The 20,142-nt window shown below is 31.7% G+C and carries 17 protein-coding genes and 1 pseudogene; 16 read left to right on the top strand and 2 right to left on the bottom strand.

The window, feature by feature from the left end:
- The first annotated feature begins 99 nt into the window (after positions 1-99).
- The 9 genes from liaF (at position 100) to J5Y03_RS11900 (ending at position 8,154) form a co-directional block, all read left to right on the top strand.
- Positions 100-837 carry a cell wall-active antibiotics response protein LiaF gene (gene liaF, locus J5Y03_RS11940; protein ID WP_209405901.1) on the top strand — a complete coding sequence of 246 codons (738 nt, stop codon included), beginning with the start codon at positions 100-102 and terminating at the stop codon, positions 835-837.
- Entirely contained in the window at positions 834-1,850 is a 1,017-nt protein-coding gene (locus J5Y03_RS11935) for a sensor histidine kinase (protein ID WP_209405898.1), read from the top strand. Before liaF ends, J5Y03_RS11935 begins: the two co-directional genes overlap by 4 nt.
- Positions 1,851-1,860: 10 nt before the next feature.
- A complete protein-coding gene (locus J5Y03_RS11930; protein ID WP_209405896.1) occupies positions 1,861-2,496 on the top strand; it encodes a response regulator transcription factor in 636 nt (211 codons plus the stop codon).
- A 389-nt stretch (positions 2,497-2,885) separates the two neighbouring features.
- Positions 2,886-4,250 (top strand): 4-aminobutyrate--2-oxoglutarate transaminase, encoded by a 1,365-nt coding sequence (gene gabT, locus J5Y03_RS11925; protein ID WP_209405894.1) that lies wholly within the window; start codon positions 2,886-2,888, stop codon positions 4,248-4,250.
- Entirely contained in the window at positions 4,251-5,675 is a 1,425-nt protein-coding gene (locus J5Y03_RS11920) for an aldehyde dehydrogenase family protein (RefSeq protein WP_209405892.1), read from the top strand.
- A gap of 228 nt (positions 5,676-5,903) precedes the next feature.
- Positions 5,904-6,332 carry a membrane lipoprotein lipid attachment site-containing protein gene (locus J5Y03_RS11915; RefSeq protein ID WP_209405890.1) on the top strand — a complete coding sequence of 143 codons (429 nt, stop codon included), beginning with the start codon at positions 5,904-5,906 and terminating at the stop codon, positions 6,330-6,332.
- Positions 6,333-6,613: 281 nt separating this feature from the next.
- Positions 6,614-6,940 carry an antibiotic biosynthesis monooxygenase family protein gene (locus J5Y03_RS11910; RefSeq protein ID WP_209405888.1) on the top strand — a complete coding sequence of 109 codons (327 nt, stop codon included), beginning with the start codon at positions 6,614-6,616 and terminating at the stop codon, positions 6,938-6,940.
- Positions 6,941-6,966: 26 nt separating this feature from the next.
- Positions 6,967-7,470, top strand: a complete 504-nt coding sequence (locus tag J5Y03_RS11905; protein WP_209405885.1) for a GNAT family N-acetyltransferase — start codon at positions 6,967-6,969, stop codon at positions 7,468-7,470.
- Positions 7,471-7,542: 72 nt separating this feature from the next.
- Positions 7,543-8,154 carry a Type 1 glutamine amidotransferase-like domain-containing protein gene (locus tag J5Y03_RS11900; RefSeq protein WP_209405883.1) on the top strand — a complete coding sequence of 204 codons (612 nt, stop codon included), beginning with the start codon at positions 7,543-7,545 and terminating at the stop codon, positions 8,152-8,154.
- Positions 8,155-8,240: 86 nt separating this feature from the next.
- Here the strand turns inward: J5Y03_RS11900 and J5Y03_RS11895 are convergent, their stop codons facing one another.
- Both J5Y03_RS11895 and J5Y03_RS11890 read right to left on the bottom strand, forming a co-directional pair.
- On the bottom strand, positions 8,241-9,221 hold the full coding sequence (locus J5Y03_RS11895; protein WP_209405881.1) for an NAD(P)H-quinone oxidoreductase: 981 nt from the start codon (positions 9,219-9,221) through the stop codon (positions 8,241-8,243).
- Between the two features lie 29 nt (positions 9,222-9,250).
- Positions 9,251-9,553: a hypothetical protein gene (locus J5Y03_RS11890; protein ID WP_209405878.1), complete on the bottom strand. Its 303-nt coding sequence runs from the start codon at positions 9,551-9,553 to the stop codon at positions 9,251-9,253.
- 139 nt (positions 9,554-9,692) lie between these two features.
- Between J5Y03_RS11890 and J5Y03_RS11885 the strand changes: the two genes are divergently transcribed.
- The 7 genes and pseudogenes from J5Y03_RS11885 (at position 9,693) to J5Y03_RS11855 (ending at position 20,116) form a co-directional block, all read left to right on the top strand.
- Positions 9,693-11,948 (top strand): AAA domain-containing protein, encoded by a 2,256-nt coding sequence (locus tag J5Y03_RS11885; RefSeq protein ID WP_209405876.1) that lies wholly within the window; start codon positions 9,693-9,695, stop codon positions 11,946-11,948.
- Between the two features lie 89 nt (positions 11,949-12,037).
- On the top strand, positions 12,038-13,213 hold the full coding sequence (locus J5Y03_RS11880) for an alanine racemase (protein WP_209405874.1): 1,176 nt from the start codon (positions 12,038-12,040) through the stop codon (positions 13,211-13,213).
- A pseudogene (locus J5Y03_RS11875) lies at positions 13,201-14,525 on the top strand (D-arabinono-1,4-lactone oxidase). The gene J5Y03_RS11880 and the pseudogene J5Y03_RS11875 overlap by 13 nt, the downstream one beginning before the upstream one ends.
- Positions 14,526-14,765: 240 nt before the next feature.
- On the top strand, positions 14,766-15,614 hold the full coding sequence (efeO, locus tag J5Y03_RS11870) for an iron uptake system protein EfeO (protein ID WP_209405872.1): 849 nt from the start codon (positions 14,766-14,768) through the stop codon (positions 15,612-15,614).
- 1 nt (position 15,615) lies between these two features.
- Entirely contained in the window at positions 15,616-16,869 is a 1,254-nt protein-coding gene (efeB, locus tag J5Y03_RS11865) for an iron uptake transporter deferrochelatase/peroxidase subunit (protein WP_209405870.1), read from the top strand.
- A gap of 11 nt (positions 16,870-16,880) precedes the next feature.
- Positions 16,881-18,599, top strand: coding sequence for an FTR1 family iron permease (locus J5Y03_RS11860; protein ID WP_209405868.1), 1,719 nt, complete (start codon positions 16,881-16,883; stop codon positions 18,597-18,599).
- 491 nt (positions 18,600-19,090) lie between these two features.
- Positions 19,091-20,116: a DUF2262 domain-containing protein gene (locus J5Y03_RS11855; protein WP_209405866.1), complete on the top strand. Its 1,026-nt coding sequence runs from the start codon at positions 19,091-19,093 to the stop codon at positions 20,114-20,116.
- The last annotated feature ends 26 nt before the right edge of the window (positions 20,117-20,142 follow it).

The raw sequence follows: 20,142 nt of genomic DNA, 5'->3' as shown, positions 1-20,142 counted from the left end.
ATATAATTAAAGAAACTAAGCTCAGTGAGCAATTTTCTTTATTCATAATTTGAGACAGTCAAACGCATGTAAAGTAGCATAGCTTTAAAGGAGAAATCAATGAAAACATTTAGAAGGTTAACAATAAATGAGCTGACCGGTATCGCACTAATGATTGGCGGCATTGGTTTGTTAATTGATTTATTTACACACCCATTTTCTATTATTGCTGTCGGAGTGGGAATTTTTTTAACAAATATTGGATTTAAAAAGAGAATGATCTATCCAAGTACATCCGCAAATTTATTTTTTTACGGTGGAATCATTCTTATAATTATTAATTTATTTCAATTGTTTTCAATTTTATCAGTCATAGCATTTGCCATTATCTATATTGGATATGTCATTTTCATTAATTATCAAGATAAAAGTAGTATCACAATACAACCTTTAGAGAATAGTAATCAATCAGGAATTTTTGAGGTTAAATCTCTTTTGGATAATAAATTTATTTCAAATGTACACTTGAAAGATAGTGCCTTTGAATTAGATGATCTCGATTATTTTTTTGGATTTGGAGAAGTTGAAATTGATTTGACGTCTACCCTTATTCCAGAAGGCGAAACGGTACTAGTTATTCATGGAATAGTAGGGAACATAACTTTAGACGTTCCATATGATTTAGATGTAAGTGTTCATCATTCAGCTTTGTTTGGTAAATTAAGGATTTTTAATCATTTTTTACAAGGTTTTAATAAAACATGTAAATTTAGGACTGAAAATTATCATTCATCAAATCGAAAAGTTAAAATTATTACCTCAATTGCGTTAGGAAAGATTGAGGTGAAAAATAAATGAAACTAAGTAAAAACGTTGTGATTTATACATCATTATCTGCAATTTTCACTTTGATCTTAATTGTAAGCATCATGTATTTTTTTATAGACAAAAATATATTTTCTCAGTTAATGAGTTTGAAGTTTAGTTCGATTTCTTTGGCTGTCATACTTTTAGTTGGAACAATTGTAATTGGGATGATTGTTGGGTTTGCGATGGTTGGAAATATTTCTCATGTTGAAAAGGAATTGACTTTAAATTTGGAACAAGTAGGAAAAGGAACGTTCCATAAAACTGAGACTAAAAGCCTACAAAAATATGAACTTCATTTTAAGGAATTATTGAATGGAATTTCGAAACAAGTGGAAGATTCTAAGAAAACAGTTCAAAAATTAGTTGATGAGAAAAAGGCTTTAGAAAATCAACAAATAGAGGATGTTATTACAAAAGAGCGACATCGATTAGCAAGAGAGCTACACGATTCGGTTAGTCAGCAATTATTTGCTATTTCTATGATGATTTCAGCTATAAATGAAGTTGGTGATACAACATTTAAAGACCAACTTCAATACATAGAAAAAATGGCAGTAAACGCACAATCGGAAATGCGTGCGTTGTTACTACATCTACGACCTGCTCAATTGGAAGGGAAAAGCTTAAAAGAAGGTGTAGAAAAATTGCTAGCTGATTTGAATGGTAAGCAGAGTCTTCAATTATCATGGACAGTTGATGAAATTTCCCTTTCTCATGGCGTTGAAGACCATATTTTCCGAATAATTCAAGAGGTATTATCAAACACATTAAGACATGCTGAAGCAAATAAATTTGAATTACGCATACGTAAAATAGAAGATTTTGTTCTTGTTAGAATGATTGATGACGGAAAAGGATTTGACCTAGAAAAGAGAAAAAATGGATCATATGGTATTCAATCCATAATTGAACGTGCAAAAGAAATAGGTGGCAATGCAAAAATTATAAGTGTACCAGATAGAGGAACACAAATTGAAGTAAAAGTTCCACTGGTGGATTAGAGGGGATAAAATGATTGAAGTTTTGTTAATAGATGATCATGAAATGGTAAGAATGGGTGTTTCAACTTATTTAAATACTCAAAATGATATAACTGTTGTAGGTCAGGCGAGCAATGGACGAGAGGGTGTCCGCCTGGCACTCGAGCTCAAGCCAGATATCATCCTTATGGACTTAGTGATGGATGAAATGGATGGTATCGAAGCAACAAAAGAAATCGTATCAACTTGGAAAGATGCAAATATCATAATTGTTACTAGCTTTATAGATGATGAAAAAGTTTACCCAGCATTAGATGCAGGTGCGAAAAGTTATCTGTTAAAAACATCACGAGCAAGTGATATCGCGAATGCTATTCGGACTACTTATAACGGTGGGGCTGTTTTAGAGCCTGTTGTTACAAATAAAATGATGAATAGAATGAGAAGTAATAGTCAGCATCAATTACATGATGATTTAACAAGTAGGGAAAAAGAAGTACTTCATTTAATGACCGAAGGAAAAGCAAATCAAGAGATTGCAGATGAACTGTTTCTTTCTTTAAAGACAGTTAAAACACATGTAAGTAATATACTAACTAAACTAGAAGTATCTGATCGTACACAAGCAGTAATCTATGCATTTAGACATGGGCTTGTTAAAGAATAAATAAAAGATGAAGAGGCTAATTATTATATTAATTTTATAAACAAGTAATAATGTAAAAGTTACTTTTTTGTAAAATGAAGAAATATGATATGTGCCTCTTTATTTTTTTAGCGAAATATAAAAATTAATTTAAGTTCTAAAGGCTATTAAACTATAAAGAAAGTCGTAAATTGTAATAATTTGTAAGTAACAGTTAAAATCAATCGAATTTTCTTTAAAGGAAAAAATAAACCGAAAGAGAAAGAATTATAATGTCGATATTATTTGCGTTCAATAGTCTGGAAATTATAATTAATTATTCTTTTTTCTTTAACTTTTCAGAAGAATAATGAAGTAAGTAATATTCGTTACTTTTTGCAATATGATACCACTAAAAGGGGATGTTAACATTGTCATTAAATCGTAAATTTGTAAATGTATCTGCAGGTGTTCCAGGGCAAAAGGGAGCGGAAATTATTGAACAAAGAAAACAATATGTTCCAAATGGGGTTGGGAATAATACTCCAATCGTTGTTGAAAAGGCACATGGAGCAATTGTTGAAGATGTAGACGGCAATTTATATTTAGATTTTGCAGGTGCGATTGGTACATTAAATGCAGGGCATACTCCAGCGGAAGTTGTTAATGCAATAAAGAATCAGGCTGAGAATCTTATTCATTCTTGTTTTCATGTTGGTATGTACGAATCATATATAGAACTGGCTAAAAAATTAACTGAAATTACGCCAGGCGACTTTAATAAGAAGACAATTTTATTAAATAGTGGTGCTGAGGCAGTAGAAAATGCTGTGAAAATAGCAAGGAAATTTACAGGAAGAAGTGGAATTGTCTCTTTTTCAAGAGCTTTTCATGGAAGAACCTTATTAGGAATGTCATTAACAAGTAAGGTTAAGCCTTATAAATATAAAATGGGACCATTTGCACCAGCTACTTATAAAGCACAATTTCCATATTTAACAAATAAACCAGAGGGACTATCAGTAGAAGAATATACAGATTTCTGTATTAATCAATTTAAAGACTTTTTATTAACTGAAGTTTCGCCTGAGGAAATTGCTGCGGTCATTATGGAACCTGTTCAAGGTGAAGGTGGATTCAACGTACCTCCAAAACGTTTCGTGCAAGAAATTTTTAGTGTATGTAAACAACATGGTATATTATTTATTGCAGACGAAGTTCAAACAGGTTTTGGACGTACTGGTAGCTTTTTTGCTTCTTCTCAATTTGAAATTGAACCTGATCTTATTACGATGTCAAAATCATTGGCAGCAGGTGTACCAATTAGTGCAGTAACAGGCCGTGCTGAAATTATGGATGCTCCAAATCCAGGTGAAATAGGTGGAACCTATGGAGGAAGCCCATTAGGATGCGTTGCAGCACTTGAAGTGATTAAGAAAATAGAAGAAGAAAATTTATGTGACCGAGCGAATGAAATTGGAGAAAAAATTAAAGATTACTTTAAAGAGCTTCAAACCGAATATAATTGCATTTTTGATATTCGTGGTTTAGGTGCAATGGTTGGAATTGAATTTGTGGATCCTAGGGATAACCAGCCAGCAAAAGATCTTGTTGCAGCATTAACAAAAACGTGTTATGAAAACGGATTAATTATTCTAAGTGCAGGTGTTCATAGTAATATCATAAGATTCCTTTCTCCTCTAGTCATTTCTGACGAAGAGTTAGAAGAAGGATTAGATATTATAAAATGTGCATTAGAAAAGGTAGTTTCTGAGTTAGTAACTGAGGTGAAATAAATGGAAAAGCAACTTTATATAAATGGAGAATGGAAAAATGGAGTAGAATATGTTGATTTATTCGCTCCGCATTCAGGTGAAAAATTAGCTCAAATCCCTCAAGCAACTAAAGAAGATGTTGAATCTGCCATATCAGCGGCAAAAAATGCTCAACAGTCAATGGGAGAGTTAACTGCTTATCAACGTGGAACAATTTTAGAACAATTAGTTAATTTATTAATTGAAAATCGAGATAAATTAGCAGAAATCGTTGCATTGGAGGCATCTAAACCTCTTAAAGTTGCTTACGGCGAAATTGACCGTACGATTGCAACTTATAAAATTGCATCAGAAGAAGCAAAAAGAATTTACGGAGAAACTCTACCATTAGATGCTGTTCCTGGCGGAGAGGGAAGAGTTACTTATACGGTTCGTGAACCAATCGGAGTAATTGGTGCGATTACACCGTTTAATTTTCCGTTTAATTTAGTAGCTCATAAAGTTGGCCCTGCAATTGCTTCTGGGAACACAATTGTGTTAAAACCAGCAAGTCAAACTCCATTATCTGCATTAGCATTAGCCGAATTAATTGATCAAACAGATTTACCAAAAGGTGCGTTTAATATTGTTACAGGTAAAGGATCAATTGTTGGTGATGCTCTAGTAAATCATCCAGATGTAAAAGCAATCACATTCACAGGAAGTCCTGAGGTAGGAATTGCTCTTAAAAATAAAGCTGGATTAAAACGAGTTACACTTGAACTTGGCTCAAATTCTGCATTAATTATCGATCAAGGTGTTCAATTGACTGATGAGTTAATAAATCGTTGTGTCTGGGGATCATTTGTTTATAATGGTCAAGTTTGTATCTCACTTCAACGAATTTATGTTCATGAATCATTAATGGATGAATTTTTATTGAAAGTAAAAGATGCAACAGAACAATTAAAAATTGGTAGTCCACTAGATTCGAATACTGATATTAGTGCGCTTATCTCTAAAAAAGATGTAGAGCGCATTGAACAATGGGTTCGACAATCGATAAAAGATGGTGCAAAACTTGTAACAGGTGGTAAAAAAATCGATGAACGAATTTTTGCACCAACTGTACTTGCAAATGTAAAAAATAGTTGTGAAGTTGTTTGTCACGAAGTATTTGGTCCTGTCGTGACAGTCAATTCTTTTGAAAAACTAGAAGAAGCATTTGAAGAAGTAAATAATAGCCGATATGGTCTCCAAGCGGGTATTTTTACTGATAATATTCGTCATGCATTACTTGCGACGAAAAAACTTCATGTCGGCGGCGTACTAATTAATGATGTACCAACTTTCCGTGTTGATTTAATGCCATATGGTGGTGTGAAAGAGAGCGGTTATGGTAGAGAAGGAATTAAGTATGCTATTCAAGAAATGACTGAATTAAAGATGATTTCGATTAAAATGTAAATAAAACTCTGAAATGCGGAAGAGTTTATAACTCTTCACAAATTGAATTATTTTCATAGTGAGAAAATCTTGATTTTTAAAGATGAACAGAAAAGATTATCCAACGGGGATAATCTTTTTTTCTTGAATTTTATTTTAAAAAAGCAGGTTTAATACAACGAACAGTATACTTAAACAATATCATAATCTTTCTAGATGAAAATAGTAATAATATAGGAGGTTTGTTCTATGAAAAAATTCATTTATTTTATATTAATTGTCGTATTTTTATCAGGATGTACAAGTAACACTGATAAAAAATCTGTTGAAGGTCCAAAATTTTTACAGAAGTTAAAAGCTGTTGGATATACAATTAATAAAACAGAAGATGGAAAAAAATATACCCCACATACTTTCCTTTCAGTTTATCCCACTTATTACAACATTGATGATAAGAGATTAGCTATTTATGAGTATAAAAATGAAAACGATGCTAGAAAGGATATAAAAACTATTTCTGAAGATGGGTCAAAGATAGGGAAGACCATAGTGGAATGGATAGATTTTCCTCATTTTTACCAGAAAGAAGATATCATTGTTAGTTATATAGGGTCAGATAAAAAATTAGAAAGAGATTTAGAAAAGATACTTGGAAAATCAATCACAAACAATCCGTAATTAAATAATGGTCTTCAACTCATCGATTGTGATAGTTGAAGAAGATAGTAAAACGGATGAATTAGACTGTCATTTTTTAGATTCAAGATTTCAATATTTTACTATAATTGAACCATTTTAAAATTGAAACTAACAATAATTAAAATTTCAATTATTGGATTTTAATTTCAGAAATATTGAAATATATAGAAATTAAAGTGAAGAAGTAATATAATGAATAAAAAATCTAAGAGCTAGCTAGTTAATTATCTATTTAAAATTTAATTGATGGAGGAAAAAAGATGAGCGGGATTGCAAAAACTCCAGAACCACCTTATTACGCAGTGATTTTTGCTTCACAGAGAACTGAAGGTGATAAAGGTTATGGAATCATGTCGGAAAAAATGGTTGAGTTAGCTTCAAAGCAGAAGGGATTTTTAGGTGTAGAAAGTGCTCGTGATGAAGAATTAGGAATTACTGTTTCATATTGGGATTCTCTAGAATCAATAAAGGCTTGGAAAGATAATGCTGCACATAAAATAGCTCAAAATAATGGAAAAAAAGAATGGTACAAAAATTTCTCTCTTAGAATTTGTAAAGTGGAGAGACATAACTTTTTTGAAATGTAAAAAGAATTTGAAAGGAAATTAAAACTATGATTATTCGAAAACTAACTATTCAAGATGTTGAATCCTTTATTTCTTTTCGAGCAGAGGGTTTAGAAAATACACCAGAAGCCTTTGGTGAGAGTTTAAAAGAATTTAATCAAAAAAGTTTAGAAAGTATTAAATCAACTTTTCCTAATTCAAATACAAATTTTCTAGTTGGTATGTTTGATGAACAGAAGTTAGTTGGTGTAGTTGGTTTTTTTCAAAATAGATCAGAAAAAATGAAGCATAAAGCTGGAATATGGGGAATGTTTGTTACACCGAGCTTTCGAAAGAGAGGTATTGCAAGAAAGTTAATGGAATTTGCCATTGAAAAAGGGAAAGAAATTGTTGAGGTAAAACAAATTTCATTAGGGGTTGTTTCTACTAATATTGCTGCGAAAGAATTATATAAATCTTTAGGATTTGTGAGTTATGGAACGGAGCCACGAGCAATTTGTGTAGATGGTACATATTATGATGAAGATCATATGGTCATGATGATTTCGTAATGTTAGGTGTTTACCATTTGATAAAAATCCAGCATAAGCAGTATCGAAAATTAAGATTGATGAAGGAGCTATATGGCGAAATTATTATTAACCTCTAATGGTTTTTATACAGAGTCTATTAAAAATCAATTTTTAAAACTAATAAACGGCGAAACTAGCAACTTAAAAGTATCAATCATAACAACGGCTTCTCCACAAAAGGAAAATAATCGCTTTGCCCAAAAGGCACGGAATGATTTTTGGGAAATGGGTTTTCAAAAGATTGATTACTTGGATTTTGAATATGAAAATCCAGAATGGCTTGAACGAAGTGATGTAATCTATCTTAACGGTGGAAACCCGTTTAACTTACAATTTCATATGAAGAAAAGTGGAGCAGATGAAATTTTAAGGAAGAAAGCGAAACAGAATGTTATCATTGTTGGTGTAAGTGCTGGTTCTATTATACTTGGACCGAATATTGATATTGTTCATCACTTTACACCTCAGTTGAATACAGTAAATCTTAAGGATTTTAGAGCATTAGGAATAACTGATAAAGTTGTTTTCCCTCATTATGATAGAGAAGATCTGTTTATTGACAGCAAGGGTAAGTCAATTGAGGACAGAATAAAAGATTTTGAAATCCTGAATCATTGCACAGTCCATAGAATGGCAGATGAAGGATTTATGTTAATTGAATAAGTATTAAGTATTAAAAAAGCAATCAAAAACATATCTAGTTCTTGATTGCTTTTATATTAATTTATTTTTGATATTCCCACTAAAAATTATTTGTTCATTAATAAAACAAGTTTACCAATGTTTAAGTTATTCTCCATTCGTTCATGCGCTTTGTTCACTTCTTCTAAGCTCCATGTTGAATCCATAACAGGTTTTAATGAACCATTTTCAAAAAGTGGAATCGCAAATTTCGAAAAATGTTCAGTAAGCTCTATTTTTCGTTCTACTGATAATGAACGTAGTGTGCTTCCGATTAACTGTATTCGGCGGAACATAAGTGTAGATATGTTGAAATCTTGTATTATACTACCACCTAATGTTGCAATCAAAATGATTTTGCCATCATTACTAATACTATTTAAGTTTTTTTCGTAGTAAGAAGCTCCAACAAAATCTAAAATGAGGTTTACACCTTTTCCATTCGTAATATTGTTAACTTCTTCATCAAAAGATTGTTCTTTGTAATTAATGACATAATTTGCTCCAAGATTTAGACAAGCTTCTACTTTTTCTTTCGTTCCAACTGTAACAATTGAAGTTGCGCCGATCGCTTTAACTAACTGAATAGCTGCAGTTCCAACACCACTAGCCCCAGCATGAATTAATACAGTTTCAGCAGGTTTTAGATTACCTAAATCAAATAAATTTAAATAAGCAGTTAAAAAAACTTCTGGAATCGCAGCTGCTTCTTTGAAAGATAGATTATCAGGAATCTTCATGGCCATTTTTGCAGGAATACTTACTTTCTCTGCATAACCACCTCCTGCAAGAAGTGAAAAAACACGATCTCCATATTTCCATCCAGAAACATTTTCCCCGATTTCTTCAACAACTCCAGCCATTTCTAATCCTAAAATAGGAGAGGCACCTTTTGGGACAGGGTACTTACCATATTTTTGTATGACATCAGCACGGTTGATTGCTGTCGCTTGAACTCTTATGATTAAATCGTCTGCACCTAAAACGGGATCTTCCCAATTTCCTACGTATAATTGTTTTGTATCTTCGTTGATTAATATAGCTTTCATGACATTACCTACTTTCTATTAACGGCTAATTAAAAATTTGATACTCCTATACTAACAATAAACAAAATGAATGACACCATTAGTAAACCGTATGTAACTTGTTTAGAATAGGGACGCATTGTTTTAGACCGGAACCAACCGGTAAATTGTAATTTATTTCGATAAAGAACAATAATAAGGAGATAAGCTGAAATGAAATTTGAAATTGGTTCGAATGAGGATAAATGAAATATTTTTATAATGTCTTTTTCAATATAGCCAATTACCATGAATCCAATAAAAAGGACAAGAATTACTCTTATATATTCAAAAAATAACCCGACTATTTTCATTGTATTTCACCTCCAAGTGATTTTATTTAAGTATACAAGAAATAATCTTAATATTACATAAGTTACAGATTGTTTTTCATCTTAACAGCTTTTCACTATAATAAAGAAAACAAAACATTACACGGAGAAAATGGAATAAATGAAGAATCAAAATATAAATGCAATCATTGAAGAATGGCAAATCGCTTTAGAGTCTGAAAAAGACTTTTTAAAATACAATGGTGGAACTAAACATATTTTAGTCAATGGAACACCTTTATATGAATTAGGGAAGAACACAGTCTGTCTGTTCACTCTTTACTCTGAATTGTTTGTTTCAGAAGGAACTCCGGTTAGAGTTAAAATTGGAACAGTAGATTATCAAGGAGAAGTTCTTTCTCTAAAAGGCTTGCAAATTGAAATAAAAATAAATGAAACCTTTAAAACAAAGATTCCTTATGCGGAGCTTTACAGTGAACCATGGGAACTACTTGATCAGTTATGTGAAAGACTTGAGGAAATAAAAGATTATAGAAAAAAACTTGAACGTGTAAAAAGATTACTGAACGGAGATGCACCATGTAAGCATGTTTCAAAAATGAAAAAACGTTCTAAAAATGAATTATTATATCGATCATTTTATAATGCAACAACCTATCTATGGGGGCCGCCTGGTACTGGTAAATCTTATAATTTAACAAAATTAATTATTAGTCATTATAAAAATAATAAATCTGTTCTTGTCTTAGCTCATTCCAATGCAGCAGTGGACGTTCTAATGAAAAATATTGTAAAGGAATTAGAAGAGAAGAATGAGTGGGTACCAGGAGACATACTGAGATATGGGTACACAAAAGATGAAGTACTCCTACAACATGATAGTATTCTTGCTTCGAAATATGTTGAACAATCGGATTCCTCAATGGATGAATTAGATAATTTGGTAGACAGAAAAGATTCTATGCTAAGTAGGGCAAAAAGAGGTACAGCATCTAAAGGTGATTTAAACGAGTTACGAAAACTTCAAAGTCAATTGTCAAAAATGAGACAACAATCAAGAGAAAATGAAAAAGACCTTGTTGATGAAGCGAAAGTAATTGGTACGACTCTTTCAAAAAGTGCGTCTGATTCATTACTTTACAATCGTCAATTCGATTTAATTATCGTCGATGAAATTAGTATGGCATATGTTCCCCAGTTAGCTTTCGCAGCAAGTTTAGGGAAAAGAATTGTAGTATGTGGAGATTTTAAACAGTTACCACCAGTAGCTGTATCATATCGAAATCCTTTAGTTAAAAAGTGGCTTCAAGAAGATTTATTTCATCATGTAGGAATAGCTGACTTGATAAAAAGAGGAGAAGTACATCCGAATCTATATATTCTTCAAGAACAAAGACGAATGCATCCATCAATCTCTTCATTTACGAATAAATATATTTATCAAAATTTAGTGTTTGACCATCAATCAGTTACTAAAAATCAAATGATCGCAAATCATAAACCATTTGCTGGTGAAGCCTCTGTATTAGTGAATACAAACTTGTTCCAATCATGTGCACTTAAGGATGAATCAACAAAATCGAGATATAATCTAACTTCTGCTATACTATCAATTCAAATGGTACTATCAGCAATTGTAAATGGTGTTCAATCAATTGGAATCGTTACTCCATATCGAGCGCAAGCAAAATTATTGTCAGATCTTCATAAAGAAATTGTTGGTCGGACGAAATACAAAGAATTACCAATTCAAATTGCAACTGTCCATCGATTTCAAGGCGCTGAATGTGATGTGTTATTTTTTGATACAGTTGATACCTATCCACAATACTCAGTTGGGAGACTTCTTACTGACGAAAAAAGTGAGCGGTTGATTAATGTAGCCATAACAAGATCGAAAGGGAAATTTGTTAATTTATCCGATCTGTCTTTTTTTAATCGCAAGCTAAATAATAAAACTACACTTTCAAAATTAATAAACCACCAAATGGAACAGTCACATGTTGCAGAGCAAAAAGACTTTCAACACATTTTTAAGAAAAATATTTCAAAAAGACTACAGTGGTTTATAAATGATGAGCGTAATGAACCTAGCGAATTAATAGATGATATAAAGGCTGCTACAAAAAGAGTTATCATTTGTATGCCGAATTTATCAGAAATGACGTCAGCTTTACGTAAAATAGTCAATGAATTAACAGTAAAAATTACTTTTGTAAGTTGTTCATTATTTGATAATCAGAAAAACTTCAAATTTATTCAGTTAGAACAAGTTCAACCAATGATCATTATTGATGATGAATATTTATGGATTGGGGCTCCGTTTTCAAAACACTCTAGAAACCAGTCGATGTATTTATGTAGATTGCAGGGACAAAAAACAATTCAAACACTTAAAGGGTATATGGGATTGTAATATGTGATTAACACTTTTTTTATCAATCAAGTAGTGACAAGAATTGCCCATGCATACAATTAGTAAAAAGGGCAGGTGTTTGATGAAAAATGGTTGATCGTTCTATGTTTAAAGATGTTGCGTTGCCATGTGCATATATTGATTGGAATGCGTTTGAACAAAATGTAAAATCCATTGCATCTAAATCAAACGGTAAAAAAATTCGAATTGCCACAAAGTCCATACGATGTATAAAAGTTCTAAAATATATTCTAAATAGCGACAAATGTTTTCATGGTCTGATGTGTTTTAACCCACATGAGGCCGTTTTATTAGCTGAAAATGGCTTTGATGATATCTTAATGGGCTATCCAACTATGGATGAGAAGGGAATCAATTCATTAATCCATCAAATTAAAAAAGGTAAATTAATCACGTTTATGGTAGATTCGATTGAACAAATCAATTTACTTGAACAGATTGGAGCAAAAAACGATATTATTTTTTCGGTCTGTCTAGATATTGATATGAGTTATGACGTTTTTGGGTTTCATTTTGGTGTTAGAAGGTCGCCATTAAAAACAATTAAGGACATTATTCCATTGTTAACATTTTTATTAACAAAATTAAATGTGAAATTAGATGGATTAATGGGATATGAAGCACAAATTGCTGGCGTAGGGGATAAAGTTAAGAGTAAATTATTTTCAAATTTAGTTATTCGTTTATTAAAGAAAAAATCAATAAATGAATATATAAAACGAAGAAAAGAAATTGTAAGACATATTGAAAAAGATGGTTTTAAACTTCGGTTTATTAATGGAGGAGGAACGGGGAGTTTACATATTACTTCATTAGAAGAAAAAGTGAGTGAGGTGACGGTAGGCTCTGGCTTTTTTTCGCCTACTTTATTTGACCACTATCTGTATTTTCAATATGAGCCTGCTATTGGTTTTGCACTTCCAATTGTTCGAACACCAAAAAAACATTATTATACCTGCACTAGTGGTGGATTCATTGCTTCAGGATCTGTAGGGAAGGAGAAACTGCCTACACCTTTTTCTCCAGAAAAATGTAAACTTCTTCAAGTAGAAGGTGCAGGGGAAGTACAAACACCAATTTATTATAAGGGTAAAGAGAAGTTGGAAATTGGAGATGCAATTCTTTTCAGGCCAAGTAAATCCGGTGAAATCGCAGAAAGATTTTCATTTTTTTATATCATTAAAGATAATAAGATTATTGATCAATATCCAACATACCGTGGAGATGGGGGATGCTATTTATGAATCAAAGTCTAGTAAAAAATTGGTCTGAAAGTGTCTCGTTTTCCCCGAAAGAAATACTCTATCCAAATTCAATACATGAAATAGTTGAAATCGTAAAATTAGCAAATGAGCAAAATAGAAAAATCCGGATGATGGGTTCGAAACATTCCTTCTCACCACTTATTACTTCAACTGATCTCCTCATATCATTAGACCGCTTACAAGGATTAATCAATATTGATAAAGTAAAACAGATTGCAGAGATTTGGGCTGGTACGAAATTATCGACACTTGGAAACGAACTAGCAAAACAAGGGTACGCTCAAGAAAATTTAGGAGATATTAATGTACAATCTTTGGCGGGGGCATTATTGACTGGTACGCATGGCACAGGCAATAATTTTGGAATTTTATCAACTCAGCTGGAAGAAGTTACTGTTATATTAGGGACAGGGGAGTTAGTAACTTGTTCACGCGAAATAAATTCCGATTTATTTCATGCGATTGGTGTTTCATTCGGTTTATTAGGAATCGTTGTGAAAATGAAAATCAGAGTAATTCCTCTTGCAACGTACGAATATAAGAGTAAAAGAATAATAGTTGAAGAATTAAAAAACAATCTAGAAGAATTGAAAACGATAAATAAACATTTTGAATTTTATTTATTTCCGTATGCAAAGGAAATTCAAATAAAAACAATGAATATGACTCTAAAAGAATCAAAATCATTAAAATGGGAAAAGTGGAAAATCAGTACGTTAGAAAATAATCTATTTTTCTTAATGAGTGAAATGGTTAGACTATTTCCTAAGCTTAGCAGAATAGTTAGTAGAATTTCTGCAAAAAGTGTTCCGAATTCAATAATGATTGGTTATAGTCACGAGTTATTTTCAACAGAACGGAAAGTAAAATTCAATGAAATGGAATATAACATTCCAAAAGAATATATGGTTGAGGCATTTACTAGAATAATAGATGTAATCGAAAAACAAAAATACAAGTTCATTTTCCAATTGAATGTCGATTTGTTAAAGGTGATCATTTTTGGTTAAGTCCAGCAAATGGAAGAGATTCTGCTTACATTGCAGTACATATGTTTAAAGGAATGCCTTACGAACATTATTTTAAAGAAGTAGAAAATATTCTTCAGGAATATGAAGGTAGACCTCATTGGGGAAAAATGCATACTTTATCTTTTCAAAAAGTTCAAAAAATTTATCCTAAAATAGGTGATTTCTTAAAGATTCGAGAAAAAGTAGATCCTAATCAACTATTTGTAAATGACTATTTTTACGAATTATTTCAACTAAATTATGCGAATCAAAAAAACTAAAGTCCTATTTGGGACTATTTTTTATGCCTTAGAAGTCGATACGTAGTAGAAGATAGTTAGGTGCATTTAGACTATTTTTAAAGTGGAAAATGATCGAAATCTCATAAATTATTAGAAAAAATTAATAAAAGATATTGAAAATCATTCTCATCTATATTATCATGCTTAATGAGAATGATTTTCGTTATTAATACGAAATGTAAATAAATACATAGAAACACCTTTGGAGGATTAGGTATTATGAAAAAACATGCGAAATTGGTTACAATGACGATCGCTACAAGCTTAATAGTTGTAGGATGTTCAACTAAAACAGAAACAAAAAGTACAGTAGAGAATAAAAATAACGCTCAAAATGCTGTTCATTTAGATTCAGAGATTACTAGTTATCGGGAATACGTTGTTTCTCAATCTGAAGAATTCATTTCAAGTACCCAAAAATTCGTAGATGCAATCAATAGTGGAAATATCAATGAAGCGAAGCGATTATATCCTATAAGCCGTTCATATTATGAAAGAATCGAACCAATAGCTGAATCATTTGGTGATTTAGATCCTAAAATTGATGCGCGAGAAGGGGATGTTCCTGCAAATGAATGGTCAGGTTTCCATAAAATTGAACAAACTTTATGGGTTAATAACACCACGAAAGGTCTTGAAAAGGTAACTGAACAATTAATGTCAGACGCTAAGTACTTACGAGCGAAAGTAGAAACTGCTAAAATAGATCCTATTTTATTTGTAACGGGACCTGTTGAATTATTAAATGAAGTATCAACTTCAAAAGTATCAGGAGAAGAGGAACGCTATTCACATACTGATTTAGCCGACTTTGCAGCTAATGTTGAAGGCTCAGAAAAAATTGCACAGCTTTTAATGCCAAAAATTAAAGAAAAAAATCTTAAATTAGGATCTACCATCGAAACTCGTTTTCATGAGTTAATGTCAAATTTAAACAAATATAAACGTGGTGATCAATACGTTTCATATACAGAGTTAAAAAAGGATGAAGTAAAGAAGTTATCTCAACAAGTTGATGCATTGGCCGAACCAATTTCAAAAATTGGTACAACTCTTGGGGTGAATTAATATGTCAAAGCTTGAAAATAGTAAAGTTAGTAGAAGGGATGCTTTGAAGCTTTTCGGTGTTGGTAGTGCAGGATTAATAATAGGAGCAACTGGTTTAAATCGTGCAAATGAGAAAGTATCAGGTTTGTTTGGTGCTAATCGAGCGGAAGCAGAAGAAATATTACCTTTTTACGGAAAGCATCAACAAGGTATTATTACACCTGCTCAGGATTTTATCTATTTAGCATCATTTAATTTAGAAACTAAAGATATACAAGAAGTAAAAAATTTATTCAAAGAGTGGACAAAAGCATCTCTGGCGATGAGTGAAGGGAAAGAAATTGGTAATACATCACCCTTACTTTCATCTCCCCCAGATGATACTGGTGAGGCAATCGGTTTAAATCCGATGAAAATTTCGTTTACATTTGGAGTAGGTCCTCAGTTTTTTGAAGATTTATCTATTCAACATAAAAAACCATCTAGTTTAAAAAACTTACCATATTTTCCAGGAGATGACTTAAAAGAAGAATGGAATGATGGTAGTATCGTTGTTCAAGTTTGTGCAAACGACCAACAAGTAGCATTTCATGGAATAAGAAACTTGATTCGAATAGGACGTGGAACGGTATCATTAAAATGGATACAACACGGATTCCAACGTTCAGCTAAATCTGATCCGAGTGGAAGTACACCAAGAAATTTAATGGGATTTAAAGATGGGACAGGGAATCCAGATGTTAAAAATGATCAATTAATGAATGAACAGGTTTGGGTTCAAAATGGTGACGGGCCAAATTGGTTAACAGGAGGATCTTATTTAATTGCAAGAAGAATAAAAATTCGTGTTGAAGAATGGGATCGAAGTGCGTTAAAAGATCAAGAACATACCTTTGGAAGGCACCGTATTTCTGGTGCACCTATAGGTGAAAAAGATGAGTTTACAAACCTAGATTTAAAGAAAAAGGATATCAACGGACAACCAATGATTCCAAGGGATTCGCATACTGCACTTGCTCATGGTGATGGGAAAATGAGAATATTACGTCGTTCGTATTCTTATACGGATGGTTTAGATAATCAAACTGGGAAAATCGATGCAGGTCTTCTGTTTGTAAGTTTTCAACGAGATCCATTAAAGCAATTTGTTCCTATGCAAAATAGGCTTGCCCAAATGGATAAATTAAATGAGTACATAGTTCATAACGGTAGTGCAATTTTTGCATGTTTTCCTGGAGTGAAAAAGGGAAGCTATATTGGAGAAGGATTGATTTAGGGGTGGTTTAAATGAAAAAAATAATAACAACTTTCATACTATGTTTATTGATCTATTTCTCAGGTACTCCAATCCATTCAATTTTTGCAGAATCAAAGGAACAACAGGATGTGCTTTCATATATTGGAGATGCTTTAACTGAGTCAAAACAAGGGAATCTATCTAAAGTTGAACAAGACTTACTTTCAATTCAAATCATCATTAAAAATCAACCAAAAACAAAAAATCTACAGAAAGTAGTTTCGAAAAGTATAGATGCACTTCATCATAATAAAATCGATGATGTTAATTATGATCTTCGTTTGATTGCAACTGAAACTGAGAAATGGATAAGTAAAACGACTGATAAGAAACAAGTTGATTCGAATAAAATTTATTTTTTAACTTCAGATGTAAATTCAATTCTTTCTTATTCAAAAGTAGGAAATTGGGATGGCGCAAAGGCAGCTTATAAACAATTTGAACATCATTGGTATACTGTCGAAAACAGTATTCGAAGTGCAAATATTGGGCTATATGGTAGTATCGAATCGAAAATGTTGACTGCGCGAGCTAGTTTATTTACTGATAAACCAGTTTACCAAAACGTTCAAACATCATTTATATCATTAAAAAATGCATTTGTTAAACCTGATCAAGTAGTCAATGGTTCAAAAAATGTATCACTTACAAAGTCAATTGAAATAATAAATCGTACATTAGAGAGCATACAGCAAAATAAAAGAGTAGAAGCATTGCAATCATTTAAAGAATTCGTTGAAGACTGGCCGTATGTTGAGGGAGAAGTACAGAGTCATTCGATGGAACTGTATCATCAGATTGAAAATGATACAACTGTTGCAATGAGCCAGCTCTCTAATCCAGCTAAATTAATTGAAGCGAAAAAGACAATTAAAGCATTACTAAGTAACTTAAATAAAGCATCAGAGAAGGCTTCTTATAGTATGATTGATGCAGGTACAATTGTGTTTCGTGAAGGTTTAGAAGCACTGATTATTATAGCTGCATTATTGGCCATTGCTACCAAAAATAAAAATCAATCAGCAAAAAAATGGATATTTTTAGGTGGAATATTCGGGATAATTGCTAGTTTACTAGCTGGATTAGCATTTAAGTTTTTCCTATCAAAAGTGTCTGCAGGACTAAGTAATCAATTAATTGAAGGAATTTCAGGATTAGTTGCAGTAGTATTTATGATTACAGTTGGTATTTGGCTTCATAACCAATCTAGACAAAAAGAGTACGGAAAAACAATGACGGCTAAAGCTGAGACGGCAATTGCAAATGGTGGAATAGTAACTCTTAGTCTTTTATCATTCTTCTCTGTTTTTAGAGAAGGCGCTGAAACTGTTGTTTTCTATATTGGAATGAGCTCCTCTATTCAACTTAGTCAATTAATACTTGGTTTCCTAGCGGGAGTACTACTTCTTGGAATCATTGGGTTCTTTATTTTAAAAGGAAGTTATAAGATTCCTTTAAAACCATTTTTCCTAATAGCAAGTCTATGTATTTATTATTTAACATTCAAATTTATAGGGCAAAGTGTTCACTCATTACAAGCCATTAATATGATGCCAAGTCATTATGTTAATTTTGTACCTGTAGTTTCTAAAATTGGATTGTATCCTTCTTTAGAAAGTGTTATACCTCAACTTTTGTTAGTCCTATTTGTTATGTATTTTCAATTTAAGAAAGACAAAAAAGACAATAATCTCAATCTAACTGTTTAATAAACTTAAATATTACTTTGGTTTTAATGACTAATTATAAAAAACAAGGTACTTTGTAAAATTAAGACAAGTGATTGTACGTTCTTGTTATAAGTATAGTAAAGTATCTTTAATGTTACACATTATATTGAATTAATCCATCACTTATATATGAACTGCACCCAAATTGTTAGACACAGTCTAACAATTGAAGGTGCATTTTTTTATGGCTAAATTCTCTTCAAAAGTAAATACGAGCAGTAAGAAAGTATTTAGATGGTAATGAAGATGGAGAAACAATAGCTAAATCTATTATTTTGGATGTGTTTTTTGACAGATTTCACAGTCAAAGAAGTCGCAGATCTATTGATTCAACTAATGGTCAGTATATTTTATTAAGGAATATACTTAAACCAAAAATACTCTTTATAATTGAGGTGTTTTAGATGGATTTTATACCTTACAATTAAAGACGTATGGATATATCTTGAAAAGAAACGGAGTAATAAGTAATGTTAAATAAATTAATAGATTCTATTTCAGTACGTATATCAGGGTTAAAAAAATTTGATATACACTTAAAAGATTTTTTTCCACTAAAAGAACATGACTTTAAAGAATACAAAGGGAAATATATATCAAAACAAGACAAGTTTTCTTTCATTACTCTTACTGAGAACATGAAAAGAATTAATTTTAACGGAGAAGATTCAATATTACAAAACCGTACTTTTATTGATGACAGTGGTACTATTATTTTTTTAGACGACATTGTTTTTGGCTATCACGACGAGGTAGTTTTTGAATATAGTCGTACAAGAAATCGTAGCCAAACGGTTTATCCTGAACCAATGGCTTATTTAGATATATATAATAAAGGTAAATATCCAAACGGGGTCTTTGTTTTCAAATCTTTTCAAGAATTTTCTATGAATGGAAAAGTTAGCCTTTGTTTGCTGGTAACAAAAAAATTTTACTCAGGGTTATGGTTGCAAAGAATTGAGAGATTGTACCTTGTAGAAGGGAAAGGGATGGTAAAATATGAAGAGGAATCCTTTTATCCAAATAAATTTAATATCTCTTATGAATTGTCTCAGAACGATAGTGGATATAAAATGATTAGTCACGATTCATTAGGATACTTTTTATACAATCCAAACTCTAACCAATTATCAGGGAGTATTTCTTGTGCGTCTAACCATTCGGTTACTCTACTCATCGAAACTGAGGGAGAATTGAATGATAGAATATTTGAAAGGTCTGGGGCTATGATAGAAAAGTTTGTTGATTTGGAAAAAATCTTAAAGCAACAAATAGCTGAAGAATTTTTGAATACATATAATGATTCCTGGAATGAAGGTGATGATATTACCTCAATAGACTTTGCAGAGTTGATTAGACTAAACACCATTTTTGTAATTAAGGATGGGGAAATTGAGGCTTACTTCGACACTGGAGAACTATTTGATGGACATGCAATCATAGCAACCTTTGATGAAGAGATGAATTTAGATTCAGTTGATATAATTAATTGGTAACTATTTATAAAGATTTAGTTATATTT

It is taken from the genome of Gottfriedia endophytica (genome assembly GCF_017814275.1).
Classification (GTDB): domain Bacteria; phylum Bacillota; class Bacilli; order Bacillales; family Bacillaceae_G; genus Gottfriedia; species Gottfriedia endophytica.
Note: the sequence above shows the minus strand (reverse complement) of the source record. Positions and strands in the feature narration are given on the sequence as shown.

Bases quoted from the DNA above. Each gene is read 5' to 3' on its own strand.
- liaF (WP_209405901.1), top strand. From the start codon at position 100: ATGAAAACATTTAGAAGGTTAACAATAAATGAGCTGACCGGTATCGCA.
- J5Y03_RS11935 (WP_209405898.1), top strand. From the start codon at position 834: ATGAAACTAAGTAAAAACGTTGTGATTTATACATCATTATCTGCAATT.
- J5Y03_RS11930 (WP_209405896.1), top strand. From the start codon at position 1,861: ATGATTGAAGTTTTGTTAATAGATGATCATGAAATGGTAAGAATGGGT.
- J5Y03_RS11920 (WP_209405892.1), top strand. From the start codon at position 4,251: ATGGAAAAGCAACTTTATATAAATGGAGAATGGAAAAATGGAGTAGAA.
- J5Y03_RS11915 (WP_209405890.1), top strand. From the start codon at position 5,904: ATGAAAAAATTCATTTATTTTATATTAATTGTCGTATTTTTATCAGGA.
- J5Y03_RS11910 (WP_209405888.1), top strand. From the start codon at position 6,614: ATGAGCGGGATTGCAAAAACTCCAGAACCACCTTATTACGCAGTGATT.
- J5Y03_RS11905 (WP_209405885.1), top strand. From the start codon at position 6,967: ATGATTATTCGAAAACTAACTATTCAAGATGTTGAATCCTTTATTTCT.
- J5Y03_RS11900 (WP_209405883.1), top strand. From the start codon at position 7,543: ATGGCGAAATTATTATTAACCTCTAATGGTTTTTATACAGAGTCTATT.
- J5Y03_RS11895 (WP_209405881.1), bottom strand. From the start codon at position 9,221: ATGAAAGCTATATTAATCAACGAAGATACAAAACAATTATACGTAGGA.
- J5Y03_RS11890 (WP_209405878.1), bottom strand. From the start codon at position 9,553: ATGAAAATAGTCGGGTTATTTTTTGAATATATAAGAGTAATTCTTGTC.
- J5Y03_RS11885 (WP_209405876.1), top strand. From the start codon at position 9,693: ATGAAGAATCAAAATATAAATGCAATCATTGAAGAATGGCAAATCGCT.
- J5Y03_RS11880 (WP_209405874.1), top strand. From the start codon at position 12,038: ATGGTTGATCGTTCTATGTTTAAAGATGTTGCGTTGCCATGTGCATAT.
- efeO (WP_209405872.1), top strand. From the start codon at position 14,766: ATGAAAAAACATGCGAAATTGGTTACAATGACGATCGCTACAAGCTTA.
- efeB (WP_209405870.1), top strand. From the start codon at position 15,616: ATGTCAAAGCTTGAAAATAGTAAAGTTAGTAGAAGGGATGCTTTGAAG.
- J5Y03_RS11860 (WP_209405868.1), top strand. From the start codon at position 16,881: ATGAAAAAAATAATAACAACTTTCATACTATGTTTATTGATCTATTTC.
- J5Y03_RS11855 (WP_209405866.1), top strand. From the start codon at position 19,091: ATGTTAAATAAATTAATAGATTCTATTTCAGTACGTATATCAGGGTTA.